We start from the raw sequence: 19,806 nt of genomic DNA on the forward strand, positions 1-19,806 counted from the left end.
CCATGCCGCAGCACGTATTCATCGAAAGCATCGGCCTGCTCGGGCCCGGCCTGGCTGGCTGGCAGCAGGCCAGCGAAGTGCTCGCCGGGCGTGCGCCATACGCGCATGCGCCCACCGACCTGCCGCTGCCTGCCGGCCTGCCTCCGGCCGAGCGGCGCCGCACCGGCCCGACCGTGCGGCTGGCGCTCGACGTAGGCCAGCAGGCGGTGGCGGGCAGCGACTGCGATGCCGCGCAACTGCCAACGATCTTTACATCGTCCAGCAGCGACGGCCACAACTTCCACGCGATCTGCGAAGCGCTGGCACAAGCCGATCCGCTGATGTCGCCCACGCGCTTCCACAACTCCGTGCACAACGCGACCGCGGGCTACTGGTCGATCGCCGCGGGCGCGATGCGCACCTCCAACGTGCTGTGCGCCATGGACGGCAGCTTTGGCGCCGGCCTGCTGGAATGCGTGCTGCAGGCCGCCGCCGATGCGGAACCGTGCCTGCTGATCGCCTATGACACGGGCTATCCCGAGCCGCTGCACAGCCATCGCCCGATCCCCGATCCCTTCGGCGTGGCCTTGCTGGTCACGCCCCGGCAAACGGCGCGCTCGCTCGCACGCATCGGCGTGGCGCTGACGCAAGCGCCGGCCACGGCGATGCCGGATGCCGCGCTGGAAGCGCTGCGCACGTCGGCCCCGGCCGCGCGCGTGCTGCCGCTGCTGGCGGCCATCGCCCGCGGCGAAACTGGCGCTGTGGTGCTGGATTACCTGGACACGCTGCAGATCGAAGCCGAGGTGGAAAGCCTTGGCTGTCAGGCCGATGCCTGAGCTCGTCAAGGACCGCGACTGGATCGCGGCGCGCATTCCGCATCACGGCAGCATGTGCCTGCTCGACGGTGTGCTGGATTGGGATGCGGCATCGATCCGCTGCACCGCCACGACCCATACGCGCGCGGACAACCCGCTGCGCGCGCAGGGCCGGCTGGCGGCAGTGTGCGGGATCGAATATGCGGCACAGGCAATGGCCGTGCATGGCGCCCTGCTGGCTGAAGCCGGGCAGGGAAACGATGCCCGGCGCCCGCGCGCGGGCTACCTGGCCAGCGTGCGCAAACTGGTGCTGCACGTGGAGCGGCTCGATGATATCGAGGCGCCGCTGGATGTGGCGGCCGAGCGCGTCAGCGGCGAGGGTGCCACCGTGCTGTACGCGTTCACCGTCAGCGCCGCGGGCCGGCCGCTGCTGTCAGGCCGCGCGGCGGTCATCCTCGATGCCGCCGCGGCCGGCTGAAGCGCTTCAGCGCGCAGGCAGGATCTTGCCCGACACCGCACCGAAGCCGACGCGGTAACCCTCACCCTGGCAGTAGCCAGTCATGATCACGTCGTCGCCATCTTCCAGGAAGCCGCGGCGGCTGCCATCGGCCAGCGTCACCGGCTCAACGCCGTTGCGGGTCAGCTCCAGCATGCTGCCGTAGGAATCCGGCGTGGTGCCGCTGATCGTGCCCGAGCCCATCAGGTCACCCACGCGCACATTGCAGCCCGACACGGTGTGGTGGGCCAGCTGCTGCGCCATGGTCCAGTACATCGCCTTGAAGTTGGTGCGGCAGATGGTGCTGGGTGCGGCTGCGCCCTGCGCCTGCAGCGCGACTTCCAGCGCGATGTCGTAGGCGTTCTTGCCCTGCTGCCGCAGGTACTCCAGCGGCTCGGGCGATTGCTCGGGATTGTCGCGGCGGAACGGCTCGAGCGCTGCCATCGTCACCACCCACGGCGAGATCGAGGTGCCGAAGGTCTTGCTGTTGAACGGTCCCAGCGGCACGTATTCCCATTGCTGGATATCGCGCGCGCTCCAGTCGTTGAGCAGCACCATGCCGAACATATGCTCCGGCGCGGCGGCGGTGCTGACCGGCTCGCCCAGCGCGGTTTCCTTGCCGACGATAAAGCCCATCTCCAGTTCGAAATCCAGCTTGCGGCAGGGGCTGAATACCGGGCGCGCCTCGTTCGGCAGTTTGATCTGGCCGTTGGGGCGATGCAGCGGCGTGCCGCTCACCACCACCGAGCTGGCGCGGCCGTTGTAGCCGATGGGGATTTCCAGCCAGTTCGGCAGCAGCGCGTTGTCCGGGTCGCGGAACATGCGGCCGACGTTGGTGGCGTGTTCCTTCGACGAATAAAAGTCGGTGTAGCCGGGGATCTCCACCGGCAGGTGCAGCGTCGCGGCCGACATCGGCACCAGGGCCTGGTCGCGCAGTGCCGCGTTGTCGCGCAGCGCGGCGTCATCGCCCGACAGCAGCGCCGTCAGGCGCTTGCGGGTTTCGCTCCAGACCGGCTTGCCCAGTGCGATAAAGCGGTTCAGGCTGGCCGCGGCAAACGTGCCCTTGGCTGCGGCCGGCAGCAGGCCGGCCTCATCCAGTGCGGCGAGATCCAGCACCTGGTCGCCGATGGCAACGCCGGCGCGCGGCGCCTGGCCCTTGGTGGAAAACACGCCATACGGCAGGTTCTGCAGAGGGAAATGGGTCTGGCCGTCGTTGGCGGTGGCGATCCAGCTGGTTTGGGGGGCGGTCATTGGGATACTCCGGAAAGTTGGGTGGCACTGCGGCTGGCGCGTGCCGTGACTTGTCGTTCTTGGCTGGCGCCTGCCCTCTCCCCGGCCCCTCTCCCGCAAGCGGGCGAGGGGAGAAAACCGGGCGGGAGGCAGGCGCCCGGGATCAGCGGGCGTTCGGGTTGAAGTGTTTCTTCAGGCCCTGCCAGCACGTGTAGTAGTCCTGCTGCAGCGAGGCCGATTGCGCGGCATACGGCGTCGGGCGGATCACGCCCGGCGTCTCGAACATGAAGGCCATGGTGTCTTCGATGCGATGCGGCTTCGAGGTATCGGCGGCGCTGGCCTTCTCGAAGGTTTCCGCATCCGGGCCATGGCCGCTCATGCAGTTGTGCAGGCTGGCGCCGCCCGGCGCAAAGCCTTCGGCCTTGGCGTCGTAGACACCGGTGATCAGGCCCATGAATTCGCTGGCGATATTGCGGTGGAACCAGGGCGGGCGGAACGAGTCCTGCATCGCCAGCCAGCGCGGCCCGAAGATGACGAAGTCGATGGTGTCCACGCCCGGCGTATCCGACGGCGACTGCAGCACCAGGAAAATCGACGGATCCGGGTGGTCGAAGCTGATCGAGCCGATGGTGTTGAAGCGGCGCAGGTCGTACTTGTACGGCGCGTAGTTGCCGTGCCAGGCCACCACGTCCAGCGGCGAATGGCCGATCCCGGCACGCCACAGGTTGCCCTGGAACTTGGCCACCAGTTCGAAATCGCCCTCGCGGTCTTCATAGCCGGCCACCGGCGACAGGAAGTCGCGCGGGTTGGCCAGGCCGTTGGAGCCGATCACGCCCAGGTCGGGCAGCTTGAACAGCGCGCCGTAGTTCTCGCAGATATAGCCGCGCGCCTCGCCGTCGGGCAACTCTACGCGGAAGCGCACGCCGCGCGGGATCACCGCGATCTCCTGCGGCTCCACTTCCAGCCGGCCCAGCTCGGTCACCATCAGCAGGCGGCCCTGCTGCGGCACGATCAGCATCTCGCCATCGGCGTTGTAGAAGAAGCGGTCCCGCATCGACTGGTTGGCCAAGTACAGGTGGATGCCGCAGCCGGTCATGGCCTCGGGGCCGCCGTTGCCGGCCATGGTGACGATGCCGTCGACAAAGTCGGTCGGCACCGACGGCATTGCCGGCGGGCTCCAGCGCATCTGGTTGGGCGACGGCGGCACCTGGTCGAACCGGCTCAGGAAACGCGACTGCTCGATCTGCGTGAACGGCTTGTGCATGGCCGCCGGGCGGATGCGGTACAGCCATGAGCGGCGATTGTGCGCGCGCGGCGCGGTGAAGGCCGTGCCGGACAGCTGCTCGGCATACAGGCCGTACGGCGCGCGCTGCGGCGAGTTCCTGCCCATGGGCAGCGCCCCGGGCAGTGCCTCGGTGGCAAATTCATTGGCGAAGCCCGACATATAGCCGTGCTCGGCGAGCTGGGTGTGCGTGAGGTTCATGGTGTCGTCAGCGTTTCCGGAAGGTCCATCTGGCGCTGCGCGGGCCGCACGGCGCTTGAATTACGTATTGCGAAATGAATTTACCATATCGTAATAGTCGACGCGAGACGTGTCAAACCGCAGCGGATGCGCATGAGGCATGCGTCGCTTGCATTGCCAGTTGTAGGCCGAAAACCAGAAAAACGGGAGAAAGCCAGGCAGGCGGTTGCCGCGCGTGTCGGGAAAGAGCCCGCGACAGCGCCAACTCAGGTCAACAACAAAAATGGGAACAGGTGTGAAACGCCGGATCAGGCAGCCAGGCCTGCGGCGTCATTGGCGCCCGAAGCCGAAACCGGCTCTCCGGACGACAGCAACCGGCGCGGTGCGGAACGCCCCGTGCCGGTTGTCTTGGGTGGCCTGGAGACCAGCTGCCGGACCGGCCCATGCAGGGACGCGGCCAGCCGGGCAGCGGCTGGATCAGACCGGCTTATGGCCCTCACCGGTCCCGGAGCCGAAGCTGCCCCCGGACGCCGGCGCTGCGGCAGGCGCCGCCGCGCTGCCGGCGGGCTGGCCGGCCATCGAGGCGGCCGTCACACCGCCGTTGCGGCTGGCAATGAACGCGTTGACGTCGGCGGCAAGATGCTGCGGGGCCAGCACGACTTCCAGGCCCAGCGCTTCGCAGGCGGCCAGGAAGGTCGACATGCGGGGGTCGGCCTGACCCGACTCGGCCCGCAGGTAGGCTTCCCGGGAAATCCCCGCTTTACGGGCAACGTCCTCCTGCTTGAGCTTGCGCGCGCGACGCAACGCCCGCAGTTGCCGGAACGGTTCGCTAGCGCCTCTTGGCACGGCTGTACTGTTCATGTCGGTCTCCAGTCACCAGTGAAAAAAAGTGCGCGGACGTGCATTCGAGTATAGAGCACGCAAAGCGTTCCGTATGTAGCCGCGGAAACACTTTGTGCAGATTTCTTGCAAGTCCGTCATCTTGCCCTGGCACCGGCCTTGAGGCGGCCGCCCAAGGGCCGGATCGCGCACAACATCGTCGTGCCGCCCTGACAGTAACGAACCTTCTCAGTTTGCGTTGACGTCACATACATAGCTAAATGACGTTATGGCCTCCCGTTCACAACAACGCAAGTCCGGGCAACTACCATGCATCCGGTTTCGTTGACAAACCGACCGGTCGTGCTATTCTCAACTCCATGCAGAAAGGAAACCTCACCCGCAAAGCCATCATCGAGCAGGCACTGGATGCCGCCGCCAAGGTCGGCTTCGAACAGTTGTCGCTGGCCACGCTGGCCGCCGACACCAATATGTCGAAGAGCGGCCTGTATGCGCACTTCAAGTCCAAGGAGATGCTGCAGCAGGCGGTGCTGGATCTTGCGGTGGATCGCTTCGGCGAGATCGTGATACGCCCGGCGATGCGCCAGCCGCGCGGGATGCCGAGGCTGCAGGCATTGTTCGAGGGTTACCTGGAATGGCTAGGCGGCACGGTGACACAGGGACGCTGCCTGTTTACGGCGCTGGGCCAGGAATACCGCGACCGGCCGGGCTCGATCCGCGACCTGGTGGTGCAGTCGCTGAAGGACTGGCACAGCACCATCGCGCGCGTGGTCGGCGATGCCATCGAAGAAGGCCACTTCGGGCCGGACGTCGACCCGCGGCAGTTCGCCTTCGAGCTTGCCGGCATCGGCATGGCCTTCCAGCAGTCTTTCAAGCTGCTGGGCCGCCAGGATGCGGAAATCATGGCGCGGCGCGCGTTCGGGGCATTGGTGGCGCGTGCCGCCGAGGGCGCGCCCCGCCCCTGAGGCACACAGGACATTGGCGCCGGCACATCCTGCCGGCGGGCAGCAAACCGCTCCGGCGGGCTTTTTTTGCATCTAAAAAAGCACGACTGGTCGGTCTTAAAAACAGCGCGAGACGCCGCCGGCCACGCCGGTCCCGATGACGCGGCGCAATCCAGAATCCATTGGAGGTGCAGGTCGTGACGCAAGCAGTCTCTTCTCCTTCCCCGGTTTCCTCATCGCCCGCCGCTGCCGGCAAGTCCGTGCGCGCCGCCGCAGCCGCCAACGGCGGTCCGCTGCAGCGCGCGCTGGCTGGCTGGCAACGGCTGCGCTGGCAGGCCAGCAGCACCCTGACGCCCGGCGCCGCGGCGCGGGCGCTTGAACGCGCCTGGTTCAGCCCGCCGCGTGCCGCAGCCACGTCGGCGGCACGGCGCGCATTGGATAGCGCGCGGGCCGACTGGGCGCTGGTCACCGGCCACGGCCCCAGCCGGCGCGTGCGCGTCTACCGCTGGGGCAACTCTGGTCCCGTGGTGCTGCTCGCCCACGGTTGGGGCGGCCATGCCGGCCAGTGGCATGCGGTGATCGACGGCCTGCTGGCTGCCGGCATGCGGGTCGTCGCCTTCGACGCGCTTTCGCACGGCGCGTCCGACGCCGGCGCGCGCGGCGCGGCGCAGACCTCGGTGCTGGAAATGTCGCGCTCGCTGCTCGCGGCGGCCTGGCATGCGGGGCCGGTCCATGCCGTGGTGGCGCACTCGCTAGGTGGCGCGGCCACCGCGCTGGCGTTGCGTGAAGGCCTTCCGGCAAGCGCCGCGGTCCTGGTCGGCTCGCCGGCCGACATGGGTGCGGCGTGCGCATCGCTGGCCTGGCAACTGGGTGCCGGCCCCGCGGTCCTGGCACGCATGCAACGCCAGAGCGAACGCTGGCTCGGCATGCCGTGGTCGGCCTTCAACGTGCCCGACGTCGGCCGCACCCGCCCGGTGCCGCCGACGCTGGTAATCCATGACCGCGACGACAAGGAAGTGCGCTGGGAAGACGGCGCCGCCATCGCCGGGGCCTGGCCGGGCGCGCGCCTGGAAACCACCACCGGCCTTGGCCATCGCCGCATCCTGCACGATCCCGCCGTCATCGGCCGGATCGCCGATTTCATCCGGCCGCAGGCCGCTGCGCGCGCGCCTGCCGTGGACTGAGCCTGGAGACCATCATGTTTCTGGTGAGCCATGACATGACCGCCACCCTGCCCGCCCGCACTTCGCTGCGGCTGGTCACCGGTGCTGGCGAACACGTTGCTGTGCGCTGCACCGAAGGCGAGCTCTGGCTGATCCGCGACGGCGACCTGAAAGACACGGTGCTGACAGCCAGTGAATGCTTTACGTTGTCGGACAGCCGCCATATCGAGCTGTATGCCGTCACCACGGCATCGCTGCACGTGACGCGCTGCCGGCAAGAGGCCACGCCGACGACCGGCGTGTGGCGGCAATGGCTGCGGCGCTTGCTGGCACCGCATGGGCGGGGCTACACCGGCGCAGGCCGGTGACGGGTCGGCAGGACACCCCTCGCCCTGCCAGCCCCGGCGCGAATGCGCGCACGCAGTTGCGCTTTATGTTTGGCGGTTAATTGCGTTTCTGGGCCGAGAAGCACGCCCCTCCCGGGGCGCACGCCTCACACACGCAAGACGGCCAGCAGCCCGCAGGCGATCGCCTGCAGCCAGCCGCGCCGCCAGGTCAGCGTGAACGACACCGCCAACGCCCCCGCCATCATCGCAAGCGCCCACAGCAGCACGCCAAAGCCGGTACGGTTGCCCGCGAGCGCGGCCACGGCGCCAAGCACCACCAGCGCCCAGGCTGCGCAGCGCAGCCGCCGCCGGCCACTGGCGGGCAGGTCCGCGCGCTGCCCAGACAGCTCGGTCCAGTGCCGCTCCGTGGCGCAGGCAAACAGCACGAAGGCGCTGTACGCGCACAGCGCCAGGCCCAGCAACAGCAAGTGTTCAAGCGTGGTTGACACGATCCATCTCCTCTAGCGCCTGGCTGCTGGCAGCAGCGCTCCGGGCCAGGCGTGCCGCGTCGACGCGCCGCAGCCGGCGCGCCGCCGCCAGCGCCAGCCCACCCGTCAGCAGCATCACGATGTCGACGCCGGCCACCGCGAGGTGGCCGCGCGCCAGCGCCAACGGCAGCCAGTCACCGGTGCTCAGGCCGTTGAGCACCGGCGCCGCCAGCGCCAGCCCGGCAAGCGCCAGGCAATGCTGCCGCCATGGCACCAGCGTTCGGCTGCCCGGGCGCATTGCCAGGCGCGCATGGATCGCGGTGGCCAGCCAGACCACGAAGAACAGCCCGGCCTCGATGAACTCGCGCGACGGCAGCGTCATGGGCAGCAACCGGTTGGCCGCCATCATCGCCAGCGTGGCGATGACCAGGCCGGTGGTGGTGCCCGCGGTTGCCGCGGCCGCGAGCCGCACGCCCTTCTCGCCATGCCGCGCATGGCGCTTGTCAAGCCAGTACAGCTGCCCGGTGCCAATCAGCACGCACCCCGCCAGCCCGGCCAGGAAATACAGCCAGCGCAACGGCCAGTGGTCGAACGCGATGAAATGCATCCCGGTCAGGAAACGCTGCGTGGCCGCGGCCGGCTGCAACGGCTGGTGATGCAGCAACGCACCGGTGGCGCCGTCAAAGTAGGCGGCGTTGTCGGCCAGGCTGACGCGGTCGCCCACCGAGCGGCTGATCCTGACCACGGCATTGGCATCGCCGGGGTGCCACACCCGGATCGCGGCCGGCGCCGCTCCGCCCCAGCGTGCGCGCGCGGTCTGGACCATCGGCCCAAGCGCGGCCATCGGCGCCGCCACCCCGGCAGGCGCGCGCGAGTAGCCCGACAAGGCCTGGTCGTAGAAGGTGTTCGGCCGCTGGTATAGCGCGCTGATGCCGGCCGGCATCAGGATCATGTAGACGATGCAGATGCCCGAGAACGTGATCACCGCGTGGAACGGCAGCGCCAGCACGCCGGTCAGGTTGTGCAGGTCCAGCAGGCTGCGCTGCAGCTGCTTGCGCGGCCGGAACGTAAAGAAGTCGCGGAAGATGCGGACGTGGACGATCACCCCCGACACGATCGCCGCCAGCATCGCCATCGCTGCCAGGCCCACCAGCCAGTAGCCGATGTTCCAGGCGCGCAGGTGCAGGTTGTAGTGCAGCGGATAGAAGAACGACGACGCGCCCAGCGTGCCCACATCTGGCAGCAGCGTGCCGCTGCGTGGATCGGCCAGCCGGATCTGCCCGCCCGCGGCGGCATAGCGCACGCGCGCGATCATCACCGGGGTGCGCGCCTCTGGCAGCGTCACGGCCCATTCGCGCAAAGGCTTGCCGCCTGCCAGCGCCGCCACGGCGCGCGGCACCACGGTGTCGATGTCGATCGTTGGCGGCGCTGCATCGAGGCGCGTGGCGGGCATCATCCAGCGGTCGACCTCGCGGTCGAACACCGCCACCGAGCCCATGAAGAAGGCCACCATCAGCACACCGCCGAGCAGTACGCCAATCCAGGTGTGGGCCCAGGCCATGGCCTGGCGCAGGCCCCCGGCATGCGCGTCAGCCTTCGGCGCGCCGGAGCGGGCCGCGTCGTTGCGTGCGGATCGCGTCATCCCAGCCTCTCCCCCAGCCACCACGCCACGCCGGTGCCGATAGCCGCGCCGGCCGCCAACACCAGCCACACGCGCAGCAGGTGGCGCGTGACCAGCGCCCACAGCGACATCATCGGAAACAAGAGGAAGGCCAGCATTGAAAACCAGAGCACCGCCTCGCTGCGGGCCAGGCCCAGGTGCCAGCCGAGCGCGGCGCCGCCGGCGGTGAGGCCCCAGACAAAGGCATAGCTGCCCGCCAGCGCGGCCAGCGCGCGTGCGGTCATGACAAGCGCGGGCGGCATGGCGCGGCGCGGCGGCGGGGATGAGGGACTGTCGTTCATTAAAATGCCTGGCAATGCGCGGCCGGCGCGGTGGTGCAATGGCATCGCACCACCACGGAAGCCGCAGCGCTTACATCTTCATGCGCACGGTGAACATGGCCGCGCGCGGCTGGCCCCAGATGTTGCCTTCGCGCGGGTTGTTGATCCGTGAGTAGTAGCTGCGGTCGAACAGGTTGGTCAGGTTCAGGTCCGCCGACACTTGCTTGTTGAAGTCGTAGCCGATCGCCGCATCGAACGTCGCATAGCCGCCGCGGCGCAGCGTGACCGCACCGATCGGCGCCGGGAACAGCGTGGTGTTCTGCACATGGCTCACCGCAGTCATGCCGCCACCGATGCGCCAGCGGTTGAAATCGCCAGGCAGGCGGTACATCGTCCACAGCTTGAACAGGTGCCTGGGCGCAATCGCCGAGAACGGCGTGTTGACCTGGCCGGTGCGGTCCTGCAGGTCCTGCGTGACGTTGAGCGTATAGCCGGCGTAGATGGTCCAGCTCGGCGTGATGCGGCCACTGGCTTCCAGCTCGAAACCCTGGCTCTTGGTCTCACCCTGCGACACGAAGAACGGAGTGCTCGGGTTGGTGGTGTTGATATTGTCGAGCGTGGCGCGGCCGGTCTCGCGCACCTGGAACAGCGCCAGCGAGGTGTTCAGCGCACCCTCGAAGAACTCGCCCTTGACACCGACCTCGTACTGCCTGCCCTTGATCGGATCGACCAGGTCGCCGCTGGCGGTCAGGTACTCATCCTGCGGCTGGAAGATCTCGGCGTAGCTGGCATAGGCCGACCAGTGTTCGGTGAAATCGTAGATCAGGCCGGCAAACGGCGTGAACTTGGCATTGATGTCGTCGCCCCGGGTCACGCTGGCCGTGGTCGTGTACTGGCGCGCGCTGATGTCCCACCAGCTCAGGCGGCCGCCCAGCACCAGCGTCACCGGATCCGCCAGCGAGAAGCGCGCGTCGCCATAGACGCCATACTGCCTGGTCGTGGTGGTCACGCCCGAGCCATTGGGGGTGAAGGTTGGCTTGGCGAAGTCGCTGCGCGGATTGAAGATGTTCACGACTTGCGTGAATGGCGTCGACGAGTATTTCGGGTCGCGCCGTTCCGAGTCAGAGAAGTTGAAGCCAATCAGCGCCTTGTGCCGGCGCCCGAACAGCGAGAACGGCCCGTTGGCGTAGACGTCAAAGCTGGTCTGCTCTTGCGTGTAGGTCTGCTTGGCCGCGAACAGCGCGGTCGTGTTCACGCCCGGAATCACCGGGGTATAGGCATAGGCCTGCTCGCGGTGCAGGCGGTTGTTCAGGTAGCGCAGCGCGCCCTTGACCTGCCAGCCGCTGTCAAACTTGTGCTCCAGTTCGGCGAAGGCCGAGGTGGTGTAGAAGTGATCGCTGTTCCAGTCCGCGCCCAGGTAAGTCGAGCGCGGCACGTCGAGCAGGCTGGCCTGCCGCGTGACCGGATTGTAGAAGGCCGGCAGCGTCCACGGCTGGCGCCCTTCGGCATCCTGGTAGCTCGCCCCGACCGTCACCAGCGTGTTGGGCGTGATATCGTACTCGATCACGCCATAGAGCGCACTGGTGCGCATATTGGTCTTGTCGATGAACGAGTCCTTGTCCTGGAACGCGCCGGTGACGCGCGCGCGCAGCGTGCCGTCGGCATTGAGCGCGCCGCCGGCATCAACCTCGGCGCGGTAGTTGTTCCACGACCCCACCGACAGCGCGCCGTCGATTTGCGTCTCGCGCGTCGGGCGCTTGCGCACAAGGTTGATCGCGCCGCCGGTCTTGCCCGCCCCGGCGAGCAGGCCCGACGGCCCCTTGAGCACTTCCACCCGCTCGATCATCGACAGGTCCGGCTGCACGGTGTTGCGCCAGTCATACTTGGTCGGCACGCCGTCCAGCATGAAGGTATCGATCTCCAGCCCGCGCGAATAGAAAATCGAACGCTCCTGGTCACGCTTCTCGACGAACACACCGGTGGCCTGCATCATCGCGCCTTCCAGCGTGGTCAGGTTCTGCTCGCGGATGCGCTCGGCGTTGACCACGGTGACCGATTGCGGCACCTCGCGCGCGGTCAGCGGCACCTTGCTGCCCGCGGTGGTGGGCGGGTTGACGGGGTTCTCGCGGGCGCCTTTGACCGTCACTGCCGGCAGGGACTGCTCCGCTGGCCGGGCAGGGCGACCCGCGGCGGCTGGCTGCTCTGCCTGCGTTGCTGCCGATGCCGAACCCGTCGCGTTTTCCTGTCCGAAAGCCGACGCGCTGACCACCATGCCGACGGCCGCCGGTATCCAGCGTGTGGCGGTGCGGCACTGCACGGACCCATGCCGTGTTGCCCGCGCGCGTTCGGTCGCGCGACTGTTGCTGTGTTTCATGTCCTTCTTACTCCCGTGCTCGGTTGTGAAAATCCAGGCCGTGGGGAGGGCGAGAGGGGCGCGGCCACGCGAACAATGTCTGCACATCGGATGGAAAACGAGTCTACCGGAATTGTTTGCAAATAGAAATACTACTCATTCGCATTTATATGGGTATCCGATCGTTCCGTTGCCGTCGCGGCGACCACGCCAGCGCCCTGCGCCGGCCCTGCCGACGGCACCGGCCGAGGTCGCGCAAACCGTGGCGTGGCAAGGCCGCGGCACCATGGCTGGCACGTGGCAGTCGACACCGCGGCAGAGCTGTCGGCGCTGTCGACGCTATCGACAAGCAAACGCGTGCGCGCCGCCGCGTTCCGGCAGCCTGCCAATCGCGCCCCCTTCCCCGCGGCCCGCTCGGCCCTGCGCGCGCTGCTGGGCCACTGCCCGGGCGTGCCGCCCGACGCCGTGCCGCTGGTCGCCAACGCTTTCGGCAAGCCGGCGCTTGGCGGTCAGGACGCTACGGCGCTGCAGTTCAACGTCAGCGACAGCGGCGCGCGCACCGTGCAGCGCGAATGCCTGCAGCGCGGACTGATCGTCGAACTGGGCGGGCGCCACGGCGCCACCGTGCGCTTCCTGCCGCCACTGGTCATCGGCGAGGCGGAGATCGACCTGGTGGCGGAGTTATTCGGCGAGGCGGTGCTCGCCGCGCAGGCGCAATGCCGCTGAGCGCCCGCGCGGCGCTGCGCGGTGGCCGGAGTGCCTGCCACCGCTGCGGCAGGTTCAGGCCGGGTCGCCGCGCAGCATCTCGCGCAGCCGGAATTTCTGGATCTTTCCGGCGGGCGTGGCCGGCAGTGCGTCCTGCACCACGAGCTTCTCGGGGATGTACTGCAATGCCATCTTCTGCGCCTTGAGCCAGTCCACCATCGCCGTCTGGTCGAACCGCCGGCCGGCGCGCGGCACGACAAAGGCGCAGGCGCGCTCGCCCAGGCGCTCGTCCGGATAGGCGACGATGGCCACCTGTGCCACAGCGGGATGGCGGTACAGCAGGGTCTCGACTTCCAGCACCGGGATGTTCTCGCCGCCGCGGATGATCACGTCCTTGCTGCGCCCGGCGATGCGCAGGTAGCCATGCGCATCCAGCCGCGCCAGGTCGCCGGTGTCGAACCAGCCGTCGGCATCGGTACTGTTCAGGTGCGGCCGCCTCAGGTAGCCACCGAAGTTGGAACATGCCCGCACCAGCAGGCGGCCTGTCTCCCCTGTGGGCACGTCCGCATCGGCGCCGTCCACCACCCTCACCGCCACGCCCGGCAGCGGGCAGCCGTCGGTGGTCGAAGCACGCGCTTCGGGATCATCCGGCAGTGTGGTGGTGACCGCGCCGTTCTCCGACATGCCCCACGCGGACACGATCGTGGCGCCCAGTGCCAGGCGCGCGCTCTCAACCAGTGCACCCGGGATTGGCGCGCCTGCGCACAGGAAGGTGCGAAGGCTCGGCACGGGCACGCCGGACTCCGCCACCACGCGGGCAAGATCGGTCAGGAACGGTGTCGATCCCATGGTGAAGGTCACGCCTTGCTCGCGGATCAGCGCGGCCGCGCGCGCCGGGTCCCAGATGTCCTGCAGCACCGCATGCGCGCCCAGCATCACCGGCATCAGCAGCCCATACATGAAGCCGGTCTGGTGCGCCATCGGCGAGGCCATCAGCACTACGTCGTCGCCGCTCAGGCGCAGCCGCCCGGCATAGGCAACGATATTGGAGAACAGCGTGTTGGCGGTATGCATCACGCCCTTGGGCTCGCCGGTGGTGCCGGACGTGTAGATCAGTTGCGTGACATCGTCAGGGCCCGGGCGGCTGCGCAGCAGGATGTCCGCCGCGTCTGGCTCATCTTCCCAGCGCGGGCCGCTGAGCAACGCATCGAAGCTGTCCGCGCCATCGCCGCCCGTGACGACGACGTGGCGCAGCGCCGGCAAGACCTCGCGCAAACCCCGCACCATCTGCGCATGCCCGAAGCCCCGGAAACCCTGCGGCACCACCGCCACCTTGCATTGCGCATGCGCCAGCATGAACGACAGCTCGCGCTCGCGGAAGATCGGCATCAGCGGGTTGAGCACCGCACCCAGCCGCGCGCAAGCCAGGTACAACACCGTCAGGTGCCAGCCATTGGGCAGCTGGCAGGACACGACATCCTGCGCGCCGATGCCCAGGCGGCTCAGCCCCACCGCCACCCGGTCGGCCATCCGGGCCAGCTCGGACCACGTGAAGCGGGTCACGGTGCCGCGGTCCAGGCTTACCGCCGTCAGTGCCGGCGCGTCTGGCCGGGCGCTCACGCAGGCGGCAAGGTAGTCGTTGACGGTGCGGTCGTGCCAGTGGCCTGCCGCCACGCTGGCGGCACGGCGGGGCGCAATCAGTACGGCATCGAAATCCATGGCATGTCTCCTCGTTGTGCGATGTCGCGTGCGACCGCTGCTTCAGGCCGGCACGGCTTCGCGCCCGGCGCGCCCGCGGGCAATGATGGTCTTCATGATCTGCGCGGTGCCGTCACCGATCTGGAAGCCGAGCACATCGCGCAGGCGCTGCTCCATCGCGCCGCGGTCATAGCCGCCGTGGCCGAAGGACAGCAGGCACTGGTGCACCACGTCGTAGGCGAGCTTGGGCGCCCACCACTTGCACATCGCCGCTTCGGCGGTGTGCGGCAGGCCATGGTCCTTCAGCCACAGCGTCTGCAGGCACAGCAGGCGGGCCGCGGTCACCTGGGTCTGGAAGTCGGCCAGCGGGTGCGACACCCCCTGGAAGGCCGACAGCGGCTTGCCGAAGGCCTGGCGCTCGGCCACGTAGGCCCAGGTCTCGTCCAGCGCGGCCTGCGCCACTGCCAGCACCTGCAGGCCGATCAGCGCGCGCGAGAAATCGAAGCCCTGCATCACCTGCACAAAGCCCTCGCCCTCCTGGCCCAGCAGGTGGCTGGCCGGCACGCGCACGTTCTCGAAGAAGATCGAGCCGCGGCCGATGGCGCGCTGGCCGTGGCAGTCGAAGCGGTTGCGGGTGATGCCCGGCAGGTCCATCGGCACCAGCATGGCCGAGACGCCGCGCGCGCCGGCATCGACCGGACCGGTGCGGGCAAAGACCACCGCGGCATCGGCCTGGTCGGCGGCGGAGATCGAAGTCTTCTCGCCGTTGAGCACATAGGCGTCGCCGTCGCGCTCCATGCGCAGGCGCAGGTTGGCCGCATCGGAGCCGCCGCGCGGCTCGGTCAGCGCGATCGCCAGCAGCGCCTCGCCGCGCGTGAGCCGCTGCAGCCACGGTCCGCCGATCTCAGGACGCGCGTGCTGCGCCAGGATCTGGCCGTTGAACGAGGCCAGCAGGTTGATATACGACAGACTCAGGTCGGCGCGCGCCACCGCTTCATGGATCACGCCGGCGGCGAGCGAGCCCATGCCCTGCCCGCCGCAGGCCTCGGGCAGTTCGGGCCCGATAAAGCCCATCTCGCCCATCTCGCGCATCAGCGCGCGGTCCAGCACGCGGGTCTGGTCCCGCTCCAGGTAGCCGGGCGCCACGCGCGCATCGGCAAAGCGGCGCGCGTGTTCCGCCAGCACCGTCAGGTCTTCGTCAAGATAGGGATTCATGGATGTCTCCGCCTGGTCCAGGCTTATTTGGCGTACTTGCGGAAGTCGGGCTTGCGCTTTTCCTGGAAGGCCTTCACGCCCTCGCGCGATTCCTCGGTGTCGTAATAGAGCTTGAGCGCGTACATGCCCATGCCGGCGATGCCACTCTGGTGCGCGGTGTCCATGTTGAACGAGCGCTTGGCGATGGCGATGGCGGTCGGGCTCTTGTCCAGGATCTCGTCGCACCATTTCTGCACTTCCGCGTCGAGCTGCGCATGCGGCACCACCGCATTCACCAGCCCCATCGCCAGCGCCTCGGCTGCGGGGTAGCGGCGGCACAGGTACCAGATCTCGCGCGCTTTCTTCTCACCAACGACACGCGCCAGGAAGGCAGTGCCATAGCCCGGGTCGACCGAGCCTACCTTGGGTCCCACCTGGCCGAACACGGCCCTCTCCGAGGCGATGGTGAAATCGCAGATCGTGCACAGCACGTTGCCGCCGCCGATGGCATAGCCCTGCACGCGCGCGATCACCGGCTTGGGCACGTCGCGGATGGCGTTGTGCAGTTCTTCCATCGGCAGGCCGATGGTGCCGCGGCCGTCGTACTGCCCTTCATGCGCGGACTGGTCGCCGCCGGTGCAGAACGCCTTGTCGCCGGCGCCCGCCAGCACGATGGCGCCGACCTCGCGGCTATAGCCGGCACGGTTGATGGCATGGATCAGTTCGTCGCAGGTGCGTCCGCGGAAGGCGTTCATCTTTTCCGGACGATTGATGGTGATCCAGGCGGCGCCATTGCGCACTTCGTACAGGATGTCTTCGTATTGCATGATGGTCTCCGTGAGGTGGTGTTGTCCTGCGGGCTCAGCCGTTCATGGTCAGGCCGCCCGACACGCTCAGCACCTGGCCCGTGATAAAGCCGGCGTCGTCGCCGGCAAAGAACAACACCGCGCCGGGCAGGTCGTCCGGCTGGCCGATGCGGCCGAGCGGGATCGAGCGGGTAAAGGCCTCGACCAGCTTCTCGGGGTTGCCCGCGCCCTGCTTGTAGTCCTCGAACAGCGCGGTCTCGGTCGGCCCCGGGCACACCACGTTGACAGTGATGCCGTGGCGCGCGTGTTCGCGGGCGATGGTCTTGGAGAACGACACCAGCCCGCCCTTGCACGCCGCGTAGACTGCCTCGCCGGACGAGCCCACGCGCGCCGCGTCGGAAGCGATATTGACGATGCGCCCGCGACGGCGCTCGACCATGCCCGGCAGCACCGCGTGGTGCATATGCAGCGCGCCGGTCAGGTTGATGGCGATCAGCCGCTCCCATTGCGCCGGCGCGGTCTTCATGAACGGCTTGAACACGTCCCAGCCGGCGTTGTTGACCAGCACGTCCACCGGGCCCAGGCCCTGCTCCACCCCCGCTACCGCGGCGTCCACGCTGGCGCGGTCGGTGATATCGCAGCGGATCGCCAGGGCGCGCCCGCCGGCCTCGCGGATCTGGCCGGCAACGCGCTCGGCCGCTTCCCGGTTCAGGTCGAGCACGCCCACCGCCGCCCCGGTGCGCGCAAAGCGCAAACAGGTTGCGCCGCCGATACCACCGCCACCACCGGTCACAATGACCGTCTTGCCTTCAAGTCCTTGCACAGCGTTCTCCTTTCAGGGTTCCGGTGCTATCGTGCCGGCCATGACGCCGTCGCATCGCACACTCAATTAGGTAAATATGTTTACCTATAATAGGTGGCAGTTGCCGGCTACGCAAGACGCCGATCCTATGGAAAAGACTATGGTTAACCCCGAAGCAGGAGCAGAATTCCCGACAGCCGCGCGCATGGAACTGGCCAACCGGCTATTCTTCCGGCTGTATCAATGCGCAAATATGTTGCATAAAACGGGATCACGAGCCGTCGAGGCAGAAGGCCTGACGACGCAGCAGTGGGCCGTGCTCGGCGCGCTGTCGCGCCCGGAAGCCGCCGATGGCATGAGCGTGGGCGACCTGGCCCGCTATCTGATGGTGACCCGGCAGAACCTGTCAGGACTGGTCAGCCGGATGGAACGCGACGGCCACGTGACGCTGGCGCCGGACGGCCGCGACCGCCGCTCACGCCTGATACGGATGAGCGAGCCGGGCCGCGAGGTCTGGCTGCACCAGGCGCAGCCGAAGATTCGTGCGTATTACGAGCAGGCGTTGACGGGGTTCTCTACCAATGACCTGACGCATACGCTGCATTACCTGCTCAAGTTGCTGGACAACATGCGTGAGTTGGATGCGGGTGCGGGTGCGGGGGATGAGGAACGCGAATAAGGCGAGGCCGGCCGCCGCGGTTACCGGCCGCTTCCGCCCAATGAGCGGAGAAAATTCCCGGCCAGTAGCACGCATTCATCAAAGCTCCGGTTGAAGCCGATCCGCTGGATCCTGGCAAACTGCTCACGCAGGATAGGGGCGCCCGCCTCCACCTGCGCCAGGAATGCTTGTGAGTGCTTGAGCAAGAACGGGGCAGCATCCGCCAGCGCCCAGGGCTCGCGTTCGACCACGACTGCCAGGTCGAAGAGATTCCGCGCCGTTGCCCGGTCACCCCGGTGAAAGAGCTTTTTGGCCACGATCTCTGCCGCCGTCTCGACCCTGACCGACTGCCCCATGATCCCCCAAGTCTCGAACGGATTGGCGGTCAGGTTGGGCGATGCCACGATATCAATCTCACCGGCTTCGAGCACAAGCTTCACAAAGTTTCCCTGCTCGATGTAGTCGCCCGTAATGGCCTCAGCAGCCTCGCTCAGACGTGGCGTCACGAAGCCCAGATACTGTGGATCCGGCACGAAGAGGTCAATATCGCGGGAGAAGCGATGGTCGTACCGGAGCATCAGCACAGTCCCGCCGCCGAACGTCCAGAACGGCTCGATATCGCCATGCCGCCGGACCTCCTCCATCAGCGTGAACGCGTGAGGAAACAGGCTCTCCCAAACGGCGCCCTGCAGGACAACGTCATGCCCACAGACCTCCTCGCGTCACTGTGAGCGACTGTGCGAGCCTCCTGAGATTCCTCCAGATTTCCGCTGGTTTCCGGTGTTGCCGGGCCGCGACTTCGGCAACCACCTTGGTGACAAGCTGCAGGGGTGCCTCATCCAATACCTGCGCGAGCTGAGGCCGATAATCCGTCGACACCTCCCCCGTGGCCAGCGCACGCTCCAGCTCCTGGGGTGTGAGTTCGCCCGTATAGCTCACATTGGCGCTCTTCGCCGCCATCCAGAGCGCCCGAGTCGGCATGCCCTTGGCCTGGCGGCTGGCGTCAGGGTCGGTCACATCCAGCGCCAGCCCAAGCACGTCCAGCAGGCGACCAAGCGTATCCAGCGTGGCATTGACAGTTCCGTGTTCGATGCCATTGAGCGACTGGCGCGAAAGCTGCGCCATATCGGCCAGCTGCAGCTGGGTCAGGCCCAAGGCGATCCGCTTGCGTTGGATTGCGCTACCGAGAATTGCGGGGTTCATGGCGAAAACCTCCCATCAATTTGTCAAGTATAGACGACAAATTTGAAGGCGCAGAAGCGTATCAGCTATGAAACGCATTGCATCGCGAGCCCCGGACCGGACCATCGTGAATCTCCCAGCAAGCGCGAGCCAACGCCATTGGCTCGCGATATGCGTGGGCCTGGATTTGTTCAGACTCCCGGGCATCTGACGGCAGGAAGTGCAAGGCATCATCGCCTCGACGCCCGGCCGCCCCCCGATTTGACGGCCTGAACCGCCGTCGGCGCTTTCCGCGCGGTGCGGGTCACGGCCCGCGCCACGGGCACGCGCGGACGGCGTCCGATCCATTCAGCCGGAGACGCATCATGACCCGCTACATCGTGCTAGCCAGCTTCACCGACCAGGGCATCCGCACCGTCAAGGACACCACCAAGCGCGCCGCCGCCGTGCGCGAGATGGGTGCGCGCCTGGGGGTGCAGATGAAGGACATCTACTGGACGCTGGGTGAATACGACATCGTGATCACCGTTGAGGCGCCGGACGATGCCACCATGACCAGCTTCGGGCTGACCATTGGCGCCGCCGGCAACGTGCGCACGCAAACCCTGCGCGCCTTCAATACCGATGAGATGCAGGACATTCTCAGCAAGATGGGTTGAGTCTTGCCCGGGAAAAACACAACGCCCGCCGGGACCGTCCCGGCGGGCGTTCGCTGTTATTGACA

General features: G+C 67.7%; 21 protein-coding genes. 8 read left to right on the forward strand and 13 right to left on the reverse strand.

The genetic code is table 11. The features are described 5' to 3' along the window. The first annotated feature begins 2 nt into the window (after nucleotides 1–2). Together ACREYQ_RS25590 and ACREYQ_RS25595 are read left to right on the forward strand one after the other, a co-directional pair. Nucleotides 3–815, forward strand: a complete 813-nt coding sequence (locus tag ACREYQ_RS25590; RefSeq protein WP_432260780.1) for a beta-ketoacyl synthase chain length factor — start codon at nucleotides 3–5, stop codon at nucleotides 813–815. After that, nucleotides 808–1,272 (forward strand): hydroxymyristoyl-ACP dehydratase, encoded by a 465-nt coding sequence (locus ACREYQ_RS25595; protein ID WP_432260781.1) that lies wholly within the window; start codon nucleotides 808–810, stop codon nucleotides 1,270–1,272. The genes ACREYQ_RS25590 and ACREYQ_RS25595 overlap by 8 nt, the downstream gene beginning before the upstream one ends. Before the next feature lie 6 nt (nucleotides 1,273–1,278). Here the strand turns inward: ACREYQ_RS25595 and fahA are convergent, their stop codons facing one another. From fahA to ACREYQ_RS25610, 3 genes are all read right to left on the reverse strand, one after another. Beyond that, nucleotides 1,279–2,541: a fumarylacetoacetase gene (gene fahA / locus ACREYQ_RS25600; protein WP_432260782.1), complete on the reverse strand. Its 1,263-nt coding sequence runs from the start codon at nucleotides 2,539–2,541 to the stop codon at nucleotides 1,279–1,281. Nucleotides 2,542–2,683: 142 nt separating this feature from the next. Further along, a complete protein-coding gene (gene hmgA, locus ACREYQ_RS25605) occupies nucleotides 2,684–4,003 on the reverse strand; it encodes a homogentisate 1,2-dioxygenase (protein WP_432260783.1) in 1,320 nt (439 codons plus the stop codon). Nucleotides 4,004–4,459: 456 nt separating this feature from the next. Continuing rightward, nucleotides 4,460–4,843 (reverse strand): helix-turn-helix domain-containing protein, encoded by a 384-nt coding sequence (locus ACREYQ_RS25610; RefSeq protein ID WP_432260784.1) that lies wholly within the window; start codon nucleotides 4,841–4,843, stop codon nucleotides 4,460–4,462. 338 nt (nucleotides 4,844–5,181) lie between these two features. Between ACREYQ_RS25610 and ACREYQ_RS25615 the strand changes: the two genes are divergently transcribed. From ACREYQ_RS25615 to ACREYQ_RS25625, 3 genes are all read left to right on the forward strand, one after another. Further along, a complete protein-coding gene (locus ACREYQ_RS25615) occupies nucleotides 5,182–5,787 on the forward strand; it encodes a TetR/AcrR family transcriptional regulator (RefSeq protein WP_432260785.1) in 606 nt (201 codons plus the stop codon). Between the two features lie 176 nt (nucleotides 5,788–5,963). Beyond that, a complete protein-coding gene (locus ACREYQ_RS25620) occupies nucleotides 5,964–6,950 on the forward strand; it encodes an alpha/beta fold hydrolase (protein WP_432260786.1) in 987 nt (328 codons plus the stop codon). 14 nt (nucleotides 6,951–6,964) lie between these two features. Next, complete coding sequence (locus ACREYQ_RS25625) at nucleotides 6,965–7,297, forward strand: DUF2917 domain-containing protein (protein WP_432260787.1); 333 nt, start codon at nucleotides 6,965–6,967, stop codon at nucleotides 7,295–7,297. A 125-nt stretch (nucleotides 7,298–7,422) separates the two neighbouring features. On the opposite strand, the gene ACREYQ_RS25630 is transcribed toward ACREYQ_RS25625, so the two are convergent. The 4 genes from ACREYQ_RS25630 to ACREYQ_RS25645 form a co-directional block, all read right to left on the reverse strand. After that, nucleotides 7,423–7,764: a DUF3325 domain-containing protein gene (locus tag ACREYQ_RS25630; RefSeq protein ID WP_432260788.1), complete on the reverse strand. Its 342-nt coding sequence runs from the start codon at nucleotides 7,762–7,764 to the stop codon at nucleotides 7,423–7,425. Then, entirely contained in the window at nucleotides 7,748–9,385 is a 1,638-nt protein-coding gene (locus ACREYQ_RS25635; RefSeq protein WP_432260789.1) for a PepSY-associated TM helix domain-containing protein, read from the reverse strand. Before ACREYQ_RS25635 ends, ACREYQ_RS25630 begins: the two co-directional genes overlap by 17 nt. Then, nucleotides 9,382–9,705: an iron uptake protein gene (locus tag ACREYQ_RS25640; protein ID WP_432260790.1), complete on the reverse strand. Its 324-nt coding sequence runs from the start codon at nucleotides 9,703–9,705 to the stop codon at nucleotides 9,382–9,384. Before ACREYQ_RS25640 ends, ACREYQ_RS25635 begins: the two co-directional genes overlap by 4 nt. Before the next feature lie 70 nt (nucleotides 9,706–9,775). Continuing rightward, complete coding sequence (locus tag ACREYQ_RS25645; RefSeq protein WP_432260791.1) at nucleotides 9,776–12,058, reverse strand: TonB-dependent siderophore receptor; 2,283 nt, start codon at nucleotides 12,056–12,058, stop codon at nucleotides 9,776–9,778. Nucleotides 12,059–12,334: 276 nt separating this feature from the next. Here ACREYQ_RS25645 and ACREYQ_RS25650 point away from each other — a divergent pair, with 276 nt between their 5' ends. Next, entirely contained in the window at nucleotides 12,335–12,763 is a 429-nt protein-coding gene (locus tag ACREYQ_RS25650; RefSeq protein ID WP_432260792.1) for a hypothetical protein, read from the forward strand. A 54-nt stretch (nucleotides 12,764–12,817) separates the two neighbouring features. On the opposite strand, the gene aliA is transcribed toward ACREYQ_RS25650, so the two are convergent. The 4 genes from aliA to badH are packed head-to-tail and all read right to left on the reverse strand — an operon-like array spanning nucleotide 12,818 to nucleotide 17,263. Further along, nucleotides 12,818–14,461, reverse strand: coding sequence for a cyclohexanecarboxylate-CoA ligase (gene aliA, locus ACREYQ_RS25655; protein WP_432260793.1), 1,644 nt, complete (start codon nucleotides 14,459–14,461; stop codon nucleotides 12,818–12,820). Nucleotides 14,462–14,503: 42 nt separating this feature from the next. Continuing rightward, nucleotides 14,504–15,655, reverse strand: a complete 1,152-nt coding sequence (aliB, locus tag ACREYQ_RS25660; protein WP_432260794.1) for a cyclohexanecarboxyl-CoA dehydrogenase — start codon at nucleotides 15,653–15,655, stop codon at nucleotides 14,504–14,506. 23 nt (nucleotides 15,656–15,678) lie between these two features. Next, nucleotides 15,679–16,461, reverse strand: a complete 783-nt coding sequence (gene badI / locus ACREYQ_RS25665) for a 2-ketocyclohexanecarboxyl-CoA hydrolase (protein ID WP_432260795.1) — start codon at nucleotides 16,459–16,461, stop codon at nucleotides 15,679–15,681. Nucleotides 16,462–16,495: 34 nt separating this feature from the next. Continuing rightward, a complete protein-coding gene (gene badH, locus ACREYQ_RS25670; RefSeq protein WP_432260796.1) occupies nucleotides 16,496–17,263 on the reverse strand; it encodes a 2-hydroxycyclohexanecarboxyl-CoA dehydrogenase in 768 nt (255 codons plus the stop codon). A gap of 139 nt (nucleotides 17,264–17,402) precedes the next feature. Between badH and ACREYQ_RS25675 the strand changes: the two genes are divergently transcribed. Next, a complete protein-coding gene (locus ACREYQ_RS25675) occupies nucleotides 17,403–17,921 on the forward strand; it encodes a MarR family winged helix-turn-helix transcriptional regulator (protein ID WP_432260797.1) in 519 nt (172 codons plus the stop codon). A gap of 20 nt (nucleotides 17,922–17,941) precedes the next feature. On the opposite strand, the gene ACREYQ_RS25680 is transcribed toward ACREYQ_RS25675, so the two are convergent. After that, complete coding sequence (locus ACREYQ_RS25680; protein WP_432260798.1) at nucleotides 17,942–18,544, reverse strand: nucleotidyl transferase AbiEii/AbiGii toxin family protein; 603 nt, start codon at nucleotides 18,542–18,544, stop codon at nucleotides 17,942–17,944. Between the two features lie 55 nt (nucleotides 18,545–18,599). Further along, on the reverse strand, nucleotides 18,600–19,103 hold the full coding sequence (locus ACREYQ_RS25685) for a helix-turn-helix transcriptional regulator (protein ID WP_432260799.1): 504 nt from the start codon (nucleotides 19,101–19,103) through the stop codon (nucleotides 18,600–18,602). A gap of 344 nt (nucleotides 19,104–19,447) precedes the next feature. Between ACREYQ_RS25685 and ACREYQ_RS25690 the strand changes: the two genes are divergently transcribed. Then, the gene (locus tag ACREYQ_RS25690) at nucleotides 19,448–19,741 is read left to right on the forward strand and encodes a GYD domain-containing protein (protein WP_432260800.1); all 294 of its coding nucleotides are present in this window, start codon (nucleotides 19,448–19,450) and stop codon (nucleotides 19,739–19,741) included. The last annotated feature ends 65 nt before the right edge of the window (nucleotides 19,742–19,806 follow it).

The sequence above is a fragment of the Cupriavidus sp. TMH.W2 genome (genome assembly GCF_050847365.1).
In the GTDB taxonomy this organism is placed as follows: domain Bacteria; phylum Pseudomonadota; class Gammaproteobacteria; order Burkholderiales; family Burkholderiaceae; genus Cupriavidus.